Below are 15,899 nucleotides of genomic sequence, written 5' to 3' on the forward strand. Positions count from 1 at the left end.
TAGCCTCACGCGGAGAGCTGCCCAACGGCGGGCAGCGCTTCTTCGGGAGGCAGAGCAGTATGACCCGTTACGCGGCGCCCGGCACCGAGGGTGCGATCGTCTCCTACCAGGCGCGCTACGACCACTTCATCGGCGGTGAGTACGTGCCGCCGATCCGGGGGCAGTACTTCGACAACCCGACGCCGGTGAACGGGCAGCCGTTCACCGAGATCGCGCGGGGCACCGCGGAGGACGTGGAGCGGGCGCTGGACGCGGCGCACGCGGCCGCCCCCGCCTGGGGGCGGACGTCGGTGACCGAGCGCGCCGGCATCCTGCTGAAGATCGCCGACCGTATGGAGGCGAATCTGGAGAAGCTGGCCGTCGCGGAGAGCTGGGAGAACGGCAAGCCGGTGCGCGAGACGCTGGCGGCCGACATTCCGCTGGCCATCGACCACTTCCGCTACTTCGCGGGCGCGATCAGGGCCCAGGAGGGCTCGCTGGGCGAGGTCGACGACGACACGGTGGCGTACCACTTCCACGAGCCGCTCGGCGTGGTCGCGCAGATCATCCCGTGGAACTTCCCGATCCTCATGGCGACATGGAAGCTGGCTCCGGCGCTGGCCGCGGGCAACGCCGTCGTGCTCAAGCCGGCCGAACAGACCCCCGCGTCCATCCATTACTGGCTCAGCCTGGTCGCCGACCTGCTCCCGCCCGGCGTGCTCAACATCGTCAACGGCTTCGGCGTGGAGGCGGGCAAGCCGCTGGCGTCCAGCCCCAGGGTGGCCAAAGTGGCGTTCACCGGGGAGACCACGACCGGCCGGCTGATCATGCAGTACGCCTCCGAGAACATCACCCCGGTCACCCTCGAACTCGGCGGCAAGTCCCCGAACATCTTCTTCGACGACGTCTGGGCGGCGAACGACGACTTCCGCGACAAGGCGCTCGAAGGCTTCACGATGTTCGCGCTCAACCAGGGCGAGGTGTGCACATGCCCGTCCCGGGCGCTGGTGCAGCGCGGCAACTACGCCGAGTTCATGGAGGCGGCGATCGCCCGTACCGAGCTGATCAAGACCGGTCATCCGCTCGACACGGACACGATGATCGGCGCCCAGGCCTCCAACGACCAGTTGGAGAAGATCCTCTCCTACCTCGACATCGGCCGTCAGGAAGGCGCCCGGGTCCTCACCGGTGGCGAACGCATCGAGCACGACGGTGAGTTGAAGGGTGGATATTACGTCCAGCCCACCATCTTCGAGGGCGACAACCGCATGCGGATCTTCCAGGAGGAGATCTTCGGGCCGGTCGTCTCGGTGACGTCCTTCGACGACTTCGACGACGCCATCAAGATCGCCAACGACACGTTGTACGGCCTCGGCGCGGGCGTATGGACGCGGGACATCAACACCGCGTACCGCGCGGGCCGCGCGATCCAGGCGGGCCGCGTCTGGACGAACTGCTACCACGCCTACCCGGCGCACGCGGCGTTCGGCGGTTACAAGGGGTCGGGCATCGGGCGTGAGACGCACAAGATGATGCTTGAGCACTACCAGCAGACGAAGAACATTCTTTGTTCCTACAGCCCTAAGAAGCTCGGGTTCTTCTAGAGCCTGAAGTCGGTTGCCTGGAGACATCGTTGCGCTTCAGGCAACCCGACGCAGAAGTCACATCCGCGTGGGGTCCTTCAATCTGGGATAGACGGCGATGGAGTGGAGCCAGGATCATCCTGGCTCCACTCCGTGGTGCGGGCGTGTCACCGGAACTGTGCGAAGAACCTCCAGATCTCTGCTTTCGTCCAGGTGGTGACGCCGCTTTCGCCGGAGGAGCCGTCGACCGGACCGGGTACGTGGCCTCCGTCGAACGCGGCCCATTGGACCGGGTATCCGGCTCGGCAGCCCGAGTAGGTGGTGGTGATGTGCGTTCGACTGCCCGGCGCGGGCTCGCGCGGGCTCTGGGGGGTGCAGCCGTTGTTGCTGACGAATCTGTCGCGCAGGGACCGTCCTTGCGCGATGTTGAGGACGGAGTCGCTGACGCCGTGGATTCCGAAGTAGGCGATGGGCTGGTTGCCGCCACTGCACCCGCTGATCTGAGCGCCGGACATGACCACGACGGCCCTGAAGGCGTTCGCCCGGCTGCATGCGAGGGCGTAGCTCATACCGCCGCCCCAGCTGAATCCCGTGGCGAAGCGCTGTGCCGGGTTGACACAGAGGCCGCCCTCGATTCGCCCGATCATGTCGTCGACGAAGGTCACGTCCTCACCGCCCGAATTGGCCCAGCCGTTGCCGAGGCCCTGGGGGGCGACGAGGATGGCGTTGTTGTTCGACTGTTCCTGCTGGCCGTAGTAGGACCAGGCGGTCCCGCTCGTTCCGCCCGCGGCGACCTCGCCGGCGGTTCCGCCCCGCCAGTGGAACGCGAAGATCAGCCGGTAGGGGTGGCTGTTGTCGTAGTTGGCGGGAACCCTGAGGATGAAGCTGCGGCTCTTACCGCCGCTCTGAATCGTGTGCGTACCGCTCGCCAGAGTCGGGGCGCTGCCGCATCCGCCACCGCCACCGCCACCAGACGACAGCTTGACCATCTGCCATTGCTGGTTGGCGCCGCCCCAGTCGGTGTACTGGACGACGTTGGCGCCGTCGGCGGTGGAACCGCCCTGCACCTCCACTGCCTTGCCGCTGTTGCGGTTGATCAGCCGGACGTGGCCCGCGTCGGAGTCGGCCAGGCGGAACTGCTGGTTGGCCCCGTTCTGGTCGGCCCACTGCTGGATCGCGGCACCGTCGGCGGTCGAGGCGCCGGCCACGTCGAGGACCTTGCCCGAATGCCGGGCCTTGAGCCGGTAGAAGCCGCCGCCGGAGTCCACGAACTGCCACTGCTGGTTGGCTCCGTCGTGGCGCGTCCACTGGCTGACCCGCGCGCCGTCGGCGGTGGACGTGCCAGAGACGTCCAGCGCCTTGCCGCTGTCGCGATTGACCAGGACATACCAGGCATTGGTGTCCACCGTCGCCGCCTCGGCGGGCGCCGGATTCAACACGGCGAGCATGCCGATCGCGAGGGTCGCCGCCACCACGGCGGCGACCCGGGACCACCAGCGATGTCTTCGTGGACGGGCGGGGGAAGCCGCACCGTAGGTCTTCATCGATTCACCCTTTCGTTTGCGGCAGGACCCCTCACGTGCGGGTCCAGCGTTGGTTGCTGCCGTTCGAGCAGGCATAGAGCTGGATCAGCGTGCCGTTGGCGGCGCCGGCTCCGACGGCGTCGAGGCAGAGGCCGGACTGGACGCCGACGATGGATCCGTCGGAGTTGAGGCGCCATTTCTGGTTGTCGCCGCCCCAGCAGCTGTAGATCTGGACTTTGGTGCCGTTGCCGGTGCCGGCGGCGTCCAGGCACTTGTTGCCGTAGACCCTGAGTTCGCCGGCGGCGGTTGGCGTCCACTGCTGATTGGTGCTGCTGTGGCAGTCCCACAGCTGGACCTGGGTGCCGTCGGTGGTACTGGCGTTCGGCACGTCCAGGCAGCGGCCCGATCCGACGCCCTTGATCAGTCCGGAATCCCCAGGGGGCGTAGTGGAGCCGCCGTTGAGTGCGTTGAGGACGGCGGTGTAGGCGGGCTTCTTGCTGCCGTCGCCGTTGAACAGCAGCGGCGTTTGCTCCGATCGCCAGGAGTCGGTGTCGCGCACACCCCAGACGGTGATGCCCAGGCAGCGCGGGACGGCCAGGCAGTCGTTGGTCACGTTGGCGTAGGTCGTGGCCGGGGCGCCCTGGATGTCGAGTTCGGTGATGGCCACGTCGACGCCGAGGGCGGCGAAGTTCTGCAGGGTCGTGCGGAAGTTGCTGTTGTAGGGGCTGCCGCTGTTGAAGTGCGACTGGAAGCCGACGCAGTCGATCGGCACGCCGCGCTGCTTGAAGTCTCGGACCATGGCGTACATGGCCTGGGTTTTGGCCCAGGTCCAGTCCTCGACGTTGTAGTCGTTGTAGCAGAGCTTGGCGGCCGGGTCGGCGGCGCGCGCGGTGCGGAAGGCGACCTCGATCCAGTCGTTGCCGGTGCGTTGCAGGTTGGAGTCGCGCCGGGCTCCCGAACTGCCGTCGGCGAAGGCCTCGTTCACGACGTCCCACTGGGCGATCTTGCCCTTGTAGTGGGCCATCACGCCGTTGATGTGATTGATCATCGCCTGGCGCAGCGTGCTGCCGCTGAGGCTCTGCATCCAGCCGGGCTGCTGGGAGTGCCAGGCCAGGGTGTGGCCGCGCACCTGCTTGCCGTTCTGCACCGCCCAGTTGTACACGCGGTCACCGGCGGTGAAGTTGAACTGGCCGCGCTGTGGTTCGGTGGCGTCGATCTTCATCTCGTTCTCGGCCGTCACCGAGTTGAACTCACGGCCCGCGATCGTCGTGTACGCCGAGTCGCCCAGCCTGCCCGAGGCGATGGCGGTGCCGAAGTAGCGGCCGCTCTGCGCCGCCGCGGCGCCGAGCGTGCTCTCTGCGGCGTGTGCGGGCGGTGGCGCGGCCAGCGTGGCGACCGTACCGACGACGCCGACGACCAGCGCCAACAGCAGGCCGCGGATCTTCCGGCGGATAACGGGTCTGGGAAGGGCATACGAGCCCATGGCTGTGCCTCCAAGGTAGAAATCACGGAAGGACTGAAGCGCAGGGGAATGCGTCGTCCGCTCCCACTCGGCAGACGGACGGGGCGGGCCGGAACCCGGGCAGCACGGAGTCACCGGACCCCGCGGTCATGGGATCGGGACGATCTCAACCGGCACTTACGGCACCGGTCGGCGGTCGGGTGCCGTACGGCGGGCGGCGGCGGTGTTTCGACACAGGCATGGGGGTACTCCATCGCGGCTCAGCCGGGGGACCGCCACGCGCCGTCGCGTACCTCTCCGACTGCGCGAAGAGCCAGGATGCGCTGGTGCGAACCTCACCGGAACGTGACGGGGTGGCGCAGGTGCTTTGGTGCGCGGATCTGTCGTGCAGCTGTGCGTGGATCTGCCGTGCAGCACAGATGACCCAGGGCCGTCATAGTTCGATATCTCGAACTATGATCGGGTTCTCAGGCAGGGATGATTGAGGTATTGACGATGGACCGTCAATACCTCCCGCAGAAGAAATTTCGATTCTCCGCTCGAAACATTCGAGAATCACACCTTGAACTGGCAAGCCGTATCACAAACTCCGGAGCGCTTCTGATCAGCGCGACATCCTGTCAAGCCCAGAGGGGGAGGCACTGTTTGTGGACAGATCAGCGACAGACCTTGACCAGAGAGCCTCGCATTCCTAGCTTGTGGCGTCGAAGCATCCGGGAATTCTTCGAAACTTTCGCGATTGCCCTGCACCTGCACGTCCACTCCGCGGTTCATCGGGGTCACCTCACCCCCGCCCCCCAAAGGAGACCCTCTGATGTGGTTTCGCCACCCCTCCCCGGTCCGTCTCAGACGCTTACTCGCCGTCCTCGCGCCCTTGCTGCTCGTGGCAACCTTCCTCGGTGCCCAGCCCGCCGGCGCGGCGACCGTAGACCCCAACGCCTCGTATGTGCTGGTCAACCGCAACAGCGGCAAGGCCCTGGATGTCTACAACATGGCGACCAACGACGGCGCCCGCATCACCCAGTGGACCAGGAACGATCAGAACCAGCAGCAGTGGCAGTTCGTCGATTCCGGGGGCGGCTACTACCGCATCAAGTCCCGCCATTCGGGCAAGGTGCTGGACGTCTACAACTGGTCCACCGCGAACGGCGGCGCGATCGTCCAGTGGACCGACCTGAACGCCACCAACCAGCAGTGGCGGCTGGCCGACAGCTCGGACGGCTACGTGAGGCTCATCTCGCGCCACAGCAACAAGGCTCTCGAAGTGCAAGGCGCCTCCACCGCCGACAGCGCGAACGTCGTCCAGTACGACGACTGGGGCGGCACCAACCAGCAGTGGCAACTCGTCAAGGTCGGCGGCGACACCCCCGGCCCATGCGATCTTCCGTCGACCTATCGCTGGACATCAACGGGCGCGCTGGCGCAGCCCAAGCCGGGGTGGGTCTCGCTCAAGGACTTCACCGTCGCTCCCTACAACGGCAGGCAACTGGTCTATGCGACGACGCACGACACGGGGACGAGTTGGGGTTCGATGAACTTCGGCCTGTTCACCAACTGGTCGGAGATGGCCTCGGCCAGCCAGAACACGATGTCGTCCTCCACCGTCGCGCCCACGCTCTTCTACTTCGCGCCGAAGAACATCTGGGTGCTCGCCTACCAGTGGGGCGGGACCGCCTTCTCCTACCGGACGTCGAACGACCCGACCAACCCGAATGGCTGGTCATCACAGCAGGTGCTCTCCACCGCCGGTATCGGCGACTCCGGGACAGGACCCATCGACCAGACGCTCATCGGTGACGGGACGAACATGTACCTGTTCTTCGCCGGTGACAACGGCAAGATCTACCGGGCCAGTATGCCGATCGGGAACTTCCCGGGCAGCTTCGGCACGACCTCGACAGTGGTCATGAGCGATACGACGAACAACCTCTTCGAAGCCCCGCAGGTCTACAAGCTGCAGGGCCAGAACCGCTACCTCATGATCGTCGAGGCGATCGGCTCGCAGGGCCGCTACTTCCGCTCGTTCACGGCCACCAGTCTGAACGGTTCTTGGACACCCCAGGCCGCGACCGAGAGCAATCCCTTCGCCGGCAAGGCCAACAGCGGCGCCACCTGGACCAACGACATCAGCCATGGCGAACTGATCCGCACCAGCGCCGATCAGACCATGACCGTCGATCCCTGCAATCTGCAGTTGCTCTACCAGGGGCGCAGCCCCAACTCCGGCGGCGACTACGGCCTCCTGCCCTACCGTCCGGGTCTGCTGACACTGCAGCGCTGACGGCGTGACCCGAGTCCGGCTCCGGTAGGAAGCCGGCGTGGCGGGCTCGGCGGAAGGCCGAGCCCGCCTGGGTCACGCGACAACGTCAGCGCTCATACGGCGACGGAGCGCGGGGTCGGGCAACGCTCACCAGCCCGAGGGCCGTCCCGTAACGCGGTGCCGCCACCGGTGGCGTTCGCCTACGGTCCAGGCGCACCGGGTCGCCCGGTGCGCTGCGGCGGACGAGCCAGGCTTCGGTGATGTGGGTGAACATCGCCTCAGCCGCACCGCTCGGGTCGTGGGCGGCGATGCGCTCGTACACGCGGCGATGGCCGCGATTGGAGGCGACGCACATCGCGCGCTCAGGCCGGCCCATGTACCGCGCGGTGTTGACGACCTGGCTCTCCAGCTCACGCCAAGGGAGGTGTTGCGGCGGCGTCTTGCCATCCTGCAGAGAACCCTTCGCCCCACGGGGCCGCCCCCCTGAACGCCCGTCCGACCGGCCCGAGGGCGACCGGATACAGTGCGCGAGACGGCAGCCTGGTTTGTGAGGGGAAGCGTGACCGACACCAGCGGCACCCGACCCGCCGACAGTGAAGCGCAAGCTCCGCGGCAGAGCCGACTGCTCCGCCTGATGCGCTACCTCCCCCTGATCGCCCCCGTGCTGCTGTGGGCCGTGCCCTGCTGGGTGCTGGTGCACACCGGCCAGCACTGGCCGCTGCCCGTCACGCTGGTCGGCACCGCCCTGTTCGCCCTCGGCCTCGTCGGTATGCCGCTCGCGATGGTGCGCGGCCACGGCCGGCGCCAGCAGGACCGGGCGGCGATCGTCGGTGACACGCTGCTGGGCTCCAGCTGGGTTCTGTTCACCTGGTCCATTCTGCTCGGCGTCCCATTGCGGATCGCCCTGACCGTGGCCGGCGTCGGCGAGAGTCAGGACCGGGCCCGAATCGTCACCTGGGTCGTCCTCGGCATCACCGCCGTACTGCTCGCCTGGGGGTACGCCGAGGCCCGCCGTGTGCCGCGCGTGCGCCGCCTCGACGTGCAACTCCCGCGGCTGGGTGCCGGGTTGGACGGCATCCGCGTGGTCCTCATCACCGACACCCACTACGGCCCGCTCGATCGCGCTCGCTGGTCGGCGCGGGTGTGCGAGACGGTGAACACTCTGGAAGCCGACCTGGTCTGCCACACCGGCGACATCGCGGACGGCACAGCCGAACGCCGCCGCGCCCAGGCCGTCCCACTCGGTACCGTGCGGGCCACCCGGGCCCGTGTATACGTCACCGGCAACCACGAGTACTACAGCGAGGCCCAGGGCTGGGTCGACCTGATGGGCGAGCTGGGCTGGGAGCCGCTGCGCAACCGCCATCTGCTGCTCGAACGCGGAGGCGACACCCTCGTGGTCGCCGGCGTGGATGACGTCACCGCCGAGTCCTCCGGCCTGGCCGGCCACCGCGCCCACCTCGCCGGAGCCCTGGACGGCGCCGACCCCGACCTACCCGTACTGCTCTTGGCACACCAGCCCAAGTTCGTCGACCGGGCGGCAGCCGACGGCATCGACCTCCAACTCTCCGGCCACACCCACGGCGGCCAGATCTGGCCCTTCCACCACCTGGTCCGCATCGACCAACCCGCCCTCGCCGGCCTCAGCCACCACGGCACCCGCACCCTCCTCTACCCCAGCCGCGGCACCGGCTTCTGGGGCCCGCCGTTCCGCGTCTTCGCCCCCAGCGAGATCACCCTGCTCGTGCTCCGCTCCCCGCACCTGCGCACCTCGCCGTAGCACTGGACGGGCCAACACATCCGCTCGGAACAGTCCACGAGCCGAGGGGTGCGGCGTCGACAGATGACCAAGCCCGTCTCGCCGAGGACAAGATCCGGACCATCCGGGCCGACCAGTCCAACGAACCATGCCTGGCCACGTCTTACGCAGGTCAGCGACACCTGACGCCTGTACCACCAGCAGACGAAGAACATTCTTTGTTCTTACAGCACTCAGAAACTTGGCTTCTTCTAGAGCCTGAAGTCGGTTGCCTGGAGGCATCGTTGCGCTCCAGGCAACCGACACGGTAGGTACCCACTGTCGCTCAGGCGCTTCTGACCTTCGTAGGCGAAGCACTGGAGGTCGGTGCCGGAGCCGTGTGGAAACCGCGGACTCCGCGGGCGGTCTCGATCTCTGCGCGGACCGTTCACGGAAGTGCGGGTGGGCCTCCAGCTCGGGGGCGGGCCACCTTGACCGCGACGGCCCGGCCGCCCCGTGACCGGGCGAGGTGGACCGTCCCCTCGCCCCAGCTCTCACTCGACGGTGTAGATACCGGTCCGCCGTGGCAGGTCCGCGCCGTTCTCCATCGCCTCGACGCCTCCCCCTGCGCACGGTCAGCCGCACCTGACGCCGTCCCGCGCACCCCGGCCGAGCTCCGGTCCCGCGTATCCGTCCAGCGGCGTAGGCGAAGGCACCGCCCGGCAGTCCGGGAAGTCGGTCTCAGCCGCCGCGCCGCACCCGGGCGGCCTTGCGGGCCTCCGCGAGCTCGCGGGCCTCGCTGCTCCTGCGGGACGACCTCCCGCCGGAGCCGCCCTTCGCGTCCTTGGTGCTGCCCAGGCCGCGGAAGGGGGCATTGTGGTTCTTGGGGCGCGGTACGGCCGGTCCGCCGTCGAGAGGCTTTCCGGAGGGGGCCTTGGCGCCGGTGATCCGGCTCAGCTCCGCCTCGCCTGACCGCACTTTGGTGACCTTGGGGGCGACGTCGGCGTCCGCCATGACCTGGCTCGTCTCGCGGCGCTGTCCGGACAGGACGAGTGTCACGACGGTGCCGGAGCGGCCGGCCCGGGCCGTGCGGCCCGCGCGGTGCAGATAGTCCTTCGGGTCAACGGCCGGGTCGACGTTGACCACGAGGTCGAGGTCGTCGACGTGCAGGCCGCGTGCGGCGACATTCGTCGCTACCAGCGCGGTGACCTGCCCGTTCTTGAACTGGGCCAGGGTCCGGGTGCGCTGCGGCTGGGACTTCCCGCTGTGCAGGGCGGCGGCGGCCACGCCGCTGGCCCGCAGATGCCGGGTGAGCAGGTCGACGCCGTGCTTGGTGTCCAGGAAGAGCAGGACGCGGCCGTCCCGAGCGGCGATCTCCGTGGTCACCGCGTACCGGTCCGGGCCGTGCACGACGAAGACGTGGTGCTCGATCGCGGAGACCGCGCTGGACGAGGGGTCCACGGAGTGGACGGCGGGGTCGCGCAGGTAGCGCTGCACCAGCTGGTCGACGTCGCGGTCGAGGGTGGCGGAGAACAGCATCCGCTGCCCGTCGGGACGCACCTGGTCCAGGATCTCGGTGACCTGCGGCAGGAACCCCATGTCACACATCTGGTCGGCCTCGTCCAGGACCACGATGCGCACCCGCCCCAGTCGGCAACCCTTGCGCTCGATGAGGTCATGCAGCCGACCGGGGGTGGCGACGACGATCTCGGCGCCATCCCGCAGCACGGCGGCCTGCCGTCCGATGGACACTCCGCCCACCACGGTCGCGAGCCGCAGCCGCAGCGCCTCGACGTACGGGGTGAGCGCCTCACCGACCTGCTGCGCCAGCTCCCTGGTGGGCACCAGAACGAGCGCCAGCGGCTCTTTCGGCTGCGCACGCTGCCCGGCCGTCCGGGCGAGCATCCCCAGGCCGAAGGCGAGCGTCTTGCCGGATCCTGTGCGGCCCCGGCCCAGGACGTCCCGTCCCGCGAGCGCGTTCGGCAGCGCCGCCGCCTGGATGGGGAAGGGCACGGTCACACCGTGCTCATCGAGCGTCCGCAGAACCTCGGCCGGCAGCCCCAGCTGCGCGAACGACGCCGCCATGGGCACTGCCGAAGTGGCGCCCGACGCCTCGGACACATCGTCCTGCTGCCGGGCATCGGCACGTGCTGATTCGCTCACAGAGAGCCTTCCTCCGAAGGGACCGTACCGAGGAAGGCGCGGCAGGGACGCGGCCACCAGCCAGAGACACCGAACGGAGCACCAACACAGCGACACTGCAAACGCGTAACGCTAGCACGGGGCACGCCGCCCGGGCCTCCCGTGGTCGCGCCGCTCAGCCGAGCAGCGACAGCCGGACCTGCCTGTGTGGATTGCCTCGACGCGGCACGGCCCCGGGGACAGCTTCTCCGGAAATGAGCAACGGGAAGCGGCGCATGTCCAGGGGCGGGGAGTGCGCCAGGCGGCGCCGCCTGTGGTCGTCGTCAAGCGCGTCAAGAAGAAGCGGACAACAGCCGCCAGGACGCACATCAAAACGTTTCTTTCAACGAGCACACACCTGAACCGCAAAACAAATGCGGCGTCAAAAGCAACCACAAGGAGGGGGCGCACAACCCAATGAATTGGAATTTTGTATATTATCTGAGCTTCGTAAACGCTCTTGCCATGGGCTCACGTTCTGCAGCTAGCTGGGTGCTGCGTCCACTTCCTGGCCCAAGTTCCCGATGAACCCTGGGCCGTAAGGGAGGTGGTCGAGAAACCGCACGTGAGGAGTAGTCATGAAGAAGGCTTACGAGGCACCGACGCTCGTCCGGCTCGGCACCTTCCGAAAGGAAACGGGGCTCCTTCAGAGCTCCGGCAACGACCGGCTGATCCTCAGCAAGAACTGACGGGCGACGGCACTGACCCGACGTCATGACTGAACTGCACGAAAGTGCGGGGACGGGCCCCGGCGACGCGCACTTCGCGGTCTTCCCAGACCGTGCGGACGCGGCCGCCGTGGCCCGCTCCTTCGCCCGCCCCGGTAGCCGGACCCTCGCACACGCGTCGGGCCGGCCCTGGCTGGTCGGCCACTGGCACGACGACGAGATCGTCACCGCGAGCGCCGGGAACGCCACCCTCGCCGTCATCGGCTGCTGCCCCGTCGAGGCCGTGCAACTCCGGCGTACGGCCGCACGGCTGAGGGACCTGACGGAGCTCGACGCGCCGGCCCGCTCCCTCCCTGGCAGCTTCCACCTCGTCGCCGCCCTCGACGGACAGGTCCGGGTGCAGGGCACCGCCTCGGGCCTGCGGCTGGTCTTCCACGCGGAGATCGACGGCGTACGGGTGGCCGCCACCCGCGCCGACACGCTCGCCGCCGTGCTCGGCATCGACCCCGATCCGCGGGAGCTGGCCGTCCGGCTGCTGTGGCCGGCCCCCTACCCCCTGTTCGAGACCTCCCTGTGGCGCCCGGTCACCGCCGTGCCCCCGCAGGACGCCGTGATCGTCGCCGCGGACGGGCGCACCGTACGGCACAGCCGGTGGTGGACGCCGCCGGAGCCGGTGCGGCCACTCGCCGAAGCGGCGCCCCTGATCCGGACGGCGCTGGAGGAGGCCGTGGGCGCGCGGACCCGGCAGGGCGGTGTGGTGAGCTGTGATCTGTCCGGCGGCCTGGACTCGACCTCCATCTGCTTCCTGGCCGACCGTTCCCCCGCCCACGTGGTGGCCAGTACCTGGCCGGGCCGCGATCCGGCGGACACCGACCTGCACTGGGCAGAGCGGGCCATGGGGCACCTCCCGGACGTCGAACACGTGGTGTGGGACGCCGACGCCTCGCCGCTGGTCTACGAGGATCTGCTCGGCATCGACGACCTCCTCGACGAGCCCACCATCGGCGTCATGGACCGCTCCCGGGTCCTGCACCACCTGCCGGGCCTCGCCGCACGCGGCAGCCGGTTGCACCTGACCGGGATCGGCGGCGACCACGTGGCATGGTGCTCCGACGCGTACTACCACCGGCTGCTGCGCACCCGTCCGCTGTTCGCCCTGCGCCAGTTGCGTGGGTACCGGGCACTGTGGCAGTGGCCACTGGGCGGCACGGCCCGCGCCCTCGCCGACTCCCGGCCGTACGGGAAGTGGCTCGCCGACGGAGCCCGCCGGCTGCGTGGCCCGTTGCCCTCGTCCGTCGCAACGAGTCTCGGCTGGGGCATGGCCCCGCGCCTGTTCGACTGGGTGACTCCCGAGGCCGAGCGGATGGCCCGCCGGGCACTGCTCGATGCGGCGGCCACGGCCTCACCGCTGCACCCGGACCGCGGGCTCCACTCCGACCTGGAGCAGATCCGCTCGTGCACCCGCGTGATCCGGCAGTGGGACCGGATGGCGGCGCGCGCGGGCCTGCCGATGGCCTCCCCCTTCTTCGACGACCGCGTCATCGAGGCGTTTCTCGCCGTCCGTCCGAGCGAGCGTGTCACTCCCTGGCAGTACAAGCCCGTCCTGAGCGCCGCGATGCGCGGGATCGTGCCCGAGGACTGCCTGCGGCGGGCCAACAAGGCGACGGCCGCCATGGACGCCGCCAACGGACTGCGCCAACACCGCGGCGACCTGATGACCCTGTGGGAGGACTCGCGGCTGGAGGGGCTGGGCCTGGTGGACGGCGCCGAGCTGCGTCGCCTCGCCCGGCGGCCCGCCTCCAAGGGGCTGTCCGACGCCATCCTCTACTCCACGATCGCCGCCGAGGTGTGGCTGCGGGGAATGGCCCACGGCCCCACCCGAGTCCCACAACCCTGACCCGTCCCCGCGTCAGACAACGTCACACACGTCAGAAAGGCCCTCACATGCCCCTGAGGTTCGGCGACAACGTCTCCACGGCCGAGACCGACTACGGCACGGTGCTGCTGGACGAACGTGCCGGCGAATACTGGGAGTTGAATCCGACCGCCACATTGGTGGTACGGACGCTGCTCGCCGGCGGCGAGGAGTCGGAGGCGGCCGCCGCCCTGGTCCGGGAGTTCGACATCGACCAGGCGCAGGCCCGGCAGGACGTCGAGACGCTCGTAGAGCAGCTGCGCAGCTCGGGGCTCGCCTCATGACGACACCCAGCGCGCTGGAGCGACCCACCGGTGTTCCCCTGACCCGGCGACTGGCCGCCCACCTCGTCCTGTTCCCCGCCGTCGCCCTCGCCCTTCTGCCGCCCCGCCACATCCGCGCCGTACTCGGCATCCTGCGGCGCGGTGCCGCACCCGCCACCACCGCGCAGGCCCAGAGCGCGCGCGACGCCATGTGCGCGGCCAGCCTGCGCTGCGCCGGACCGAAGGGGTGCCTGCCGCGCTCATTGGGGGCCGCACTGCTGTGCCGGCTCGGCGGGACGTGGCCGACCTGGTGCACCGGCGTACGCGTCGTCCCGCCCTTCACCGCGCACGCCTGGATCGAGGCGGACAGCCGTCCCGTCGGCGAGGGTGTGCCGGAGGGCTACTTCACCCCGCTGGTGGTCGTCGGCCCCCTGCCACGGCCGACGGACCGATGACCGGCACGACGGTTCTGAACGGCGGCCGCCCCACGGTCGCCGACGGTGACAAGTCCACCCGGGCGGCGGTGGCCACGATGTTCCGGCTCACGGAAGGGCACCGGAGGGCCATCGGCGTCGCCACCGTATTGACCCTCGTGGCCTCCGCCGTGGGACTGGCCCAGCCGCTCGTCGCCAAGCACGTCGTGGACGCGAGCGGCCGCGGGCAGGTCATCTGGCCGCTGCTGGCACTCCTCGGCGCGCTGTTCGTCGCCGAAGCGGCAACGGGGGCCGTGGGGCGCTTCCTGCTGGAGCGGATGGGCGAAGGCGTCGTACGGCAGCTCCGGCACGGGCTGGTGGGGCGGCTGCTCCGGCTGGAGATGAGGGAGTACGGCCGTCACCGGGGCGGCGACCTCATCTCCCGGGTGACCACCGACACCACCGTCCTGCGGGAGGTCGTGTCGCAGGCCCTGGTCGATCTGGTGACCGGAAGCCTTGTCGCCGCCGGGGCGATCGTCCTCATGGCGTGGCTCGACCCCCTGCTGCTGCTCTTGGTCGCCGTCACCGTGGCCGCGGCGGCCCTGGTCGTCGCCTCGCTGCTCACGAGTATCCGATGCGCGTCCGAACGCATGCAGGACTCGGTCGGTGCCATCGCCGCCGACCTCGCGCGCGCACTCGGTGCCCTGCCGATGGTCCGTGTGCATCGTGCCGAGGAGCGCGAGGCGGCGGGCATCGGCGCGCGTGTCGAGGCGGCTTACGGCGCGGGGGTACGCACCGCGAAGCTCGCCTCGGTCATGAGCCCCGCCGTCGAACTCGCCGTGCAGGGCTCCTTCCTCATCGTCCTGGTGGTGGGCGGCCTGCGCGTCAACGGCCACGCCGGCTCCCTCGGCGACCTCGTCGCCTTCCTGCTGTACGCCTCGTATCTCGTCCTGCCACTGTCCTCCGTCTTCCGTGCCGTGGGCCTCATCCAGCGTGGGATGGGCGCCTACCAGCGCATCGAAGAGGCACTCTGCCTGCCTGTGGAGCCGACCGCACCGCGGATCCCGAGAGGCCAGGTGCAACCGCCGCGGCCGGCGAAGCCGCACGCCGTCCCCGAACAGCCCGCCCTCGCCCTGCACGACGTCCGCTTCGGCTACGACCCTGAACGGCCGGTGCTCCGCGGCGTCTCGTTCGCCGTGGCGCACCGGCAGCACGTCGCCCTGGTGGGCCGGTCGGGAGCCGGCAAGAGCACGGTGTTCGCCCTGGTGGCGAGGTTCTACGAGCCGGACGCCGGCACCTTGCTCTTCGACGGGCGGCCCACCACCGAACTCACCCGTGACGCCTGCCGCCGACGTATCGCCGTCGTCGACCAGAACGCCCACGTCGTCCACGGCACCCTGCGCGACAACATCGCCTACGCCGTGCCCGACGCCACGGAAGCGGAGATCCGGCGCGTGGTGGAACTGGCCCGGCTCGAAGAGGTCGTCGCCCGGCTGCCCGGCGGACTGGACGCCGTCGTCGGCGAACAGGGCAGCACCCTTTCCGGTGGCGAACGCCAACGCGTCGCCGTCGCCCGTGCGTTGCTGGCGCGCCCCTCGCTGCTCCTGCTGGACGAGCCCACCTCCCACCTCGATGCGATCAATGAATCGGCGCTCGTCAGCGTGATGAAGGACGTCGCCCAGGAGTGCGCCCTGCTGGTCATCGCGCACCGACTGTCGACCGTGCAGCACGCCGACCACATCGTCGTGCTGCACGACGGCCGCACCACCGCCGGCGGACGCCATGAGGAGTTGCTGGCCGGTAGCGCCCTCTACCGCGAGCTGGCCGCGAGCCAGATGCTCCGTCCGGGCGGGGTCCCCGGAAACGGCAACGGAGCGAGGACGACCGGTTGAAGCAGCCCCCGGCACTCCGGCT

At 69.4% G+C, this 15,899-nt stretch carries 12 protein-coding genes; 8 read left to right on the forward strand and 4 right to left on the reverse strand.

Annotated features, from left to right (window positions below):
* The first annotated feature begins 59 nt into the window (after nucleotides 1–59).
* Nucleotides 60–1,583, forward strand: a complete 1,524-nt coding sequence (gene adh, locus ACZ7NC_RS02195) for an aldehyde dehydrogenase (RefSeq protein ID WP_471484135.1) — start codon at nucleotides 60–62, stop codon at nucleotides 1,581–1,583.
* Between the two features lie 146 nt (nucleotides 1,584–1,729).
* On the opposite strand, the gene ACZ7NC_RS02200 is transcribed toward adh, so the two are convergent.
* Complete coding sequence (locus tag ACZ7NC_RS02200; protein WP_471484136.1) at nucleotides 1,730–3,106, reverse strand: RICIN domain-containing protein; 1,377 nt, start codon at nucleotides 3,104–3,106, stop codon at nucleotides 1,730–1,732.
* A gap of 31 nt (nucleotides 3,107–3,137) precedes the next feature.
* A complete protein-coding gene (locus ACZ7NC_RS02205; protein ID WP_471484137.1) occupies nucleotides 3,138–4,568 on the reverse strand; it encodes an endo-1,4-beta-xylanase in 1,431 nt (476 codons plus the stop codon).
* A gap of 793 nt (nucleotides 4,569–5,361) precedes the next feature.
* Between ACZ7NC_RS02205 and ACZ7NC_RS02210 the strand changes: the two genes are divergently transcribed.
* Nucleotides 5,362–6,828 (forward strand): non-reducing end alpha-L-arabinofuranosidase family hydrolase, encoded by a 1,467-nt coding sequence (locus ACZ7NC_RS02210; RefSeq protein ID WP_471484138.1) that lies wholly within the window; start codon nucleotides 5,362–5,364, stop codon nucleotides 6,826–6,828.
* Between the two features lie 85 nt (nucleotides 6,829–6,913).
* Here the strand turns inward: ACZ7NC_RS02210 and ACZ7NC_RS02215 are convergent, their stop codons facing one another.
* Nucleotides 6,914–7,129: a hypothetical protein gene (locus ACZ7NC_RS02215; protein WP_471484140.1), complete on the reverse strand. Its 216-nt coding sequence runs from the start codon at nucleotides 7,127–7,129 to the stop codon at nucleotides 6,914–6,916.
* A 237-nt stretch (nucleotides 7,130–7,366) separates the two neighbouring features.
* Between ACZ7NC_RS02215 and ACZ7NC_RS02220 the strand changes: the two genes are divergently transcribed.
* Nucleotides 7,367–8,587 carry a metallophosphoesterase gene (locus tag ACZ7NC_RS02220; protein ID WP_471484142.1) on the forward strand — a complete coding sequence of 407 codons (1,221 nt, stop codon included), beginning with the start codon at nucleotides 7,367–7,369 and terminating at the stop codon, nucleotides 8,585–8,587.
* Between the two features lie 699 nt (nucleotides 8,588–9,286).
* On the opposite strand, the gene ACZ7NC_RS02225 is transcribed toward ACZ7NC_RS02220, so the two are convergent.
* A complete protein-coding gene (locus tag ACZ7NC_RS02225; RefSeq protein WP_471484481.1) occupies nucleotides 9,287–10,630 on the reverse strand; it encodes a DEAD/DEAH box helicase in 1,344 nt (447 codons plus the stop codon).
* A gap of 674 nt (nucleotides 10,631–11,304) precedes the next feature.
* Between ACZ7NC_RS02225 and ACZ7NC_RS02230 the strand changes: the two genes are divergently transcribed.
* The 5 genes from ACZ7NC_RS02230 to ACZ7NC_RS02250 are packed head-to-tail and all read left to right on the forward strand — an operon-like array spanning nucleotide 11,305 to nucleotide 15,877.
* Nucleotides 11,305–11,415 carry a keywimysin-related RiPP gene (locus ACZ7NC_RS02230; RefSeq protein ID WP_107490514.1) on the forward strand — a complete coding sequence of 37 codons (111 nt, stop codon included), beginning with the start codon at nucleotides 11,305–11,307 and terminating at the stop codon, nucleotides 11,413–11,415.
* Nucleotides 11,416–11,440: 25 nt separating this feature from the next.
* Nucleotides 11,441–13,291, forward strand: coding sequence for a lasso peptide isopeptide bond-forming cyclase (locus ACZ7NC_RS02235; protein ID WP_471484144.1), 1,851 nt, complete (start codon nucleotides 11,441–11,443; stop codon nucleotides 13,289–13,291).
* Nucleotides 13,292–13,338: 47 nt separating this feature from the next.
* Nucleotides 13,339–13,593, forward strand: a complete 255-nt coding sequence (locus tag ACZ7NC_RS02240; RefSeq protein WP_471484146.1) for a lasso peptide biosynthesis PqqD family chaperone — start codon at nucleotides 13,339–13,341, stop codon at nucleotides 13,591–13,593.
* Nucleotides 13,590–14,027 carry a lasso peptide biosynthesis B2 protein gene (locus ACZ7NC_RS02245; protein ID WP_471484148.1) on the forward strand — a complete coding sequence of 146 codons (438 nt, stop codon included), beginning with the start codon at nucleotides 13,590–13,592 and terminating at the stop codon, nucleotides 14,025–14,027. The genes ACZ7NC_RS02240 and ACZ7NC_RS02245 overlap by 4 nt, the downstream gene beginning before the upstream one ends.
* Nucleotides 14,024–15,877 carry an ABC transporter ATP-binding protein gene (locus ACZ7NC_RS02250; RefSeq protein ID WP_471484150.1) on the forward strand — a complete coding sequence of 618 codons (1,854 nt, stop codon included), beginning with the start codon at nucleotides 14,024–14,026 and terminating at the stop codon, nucleotides 15,875–15,877. Before ACZ7NC_RS02245 ends, ACZ7NC_RS02250 begins: the two co-directional genes overlap by 4 nt.
* The last annotated feature ends 22 nt before the right edge of the window (nucleotides 15,878–15,899 follow it).

Source organism: Streptomyces sp. NPDC111802, assembly GCF_055634335.1.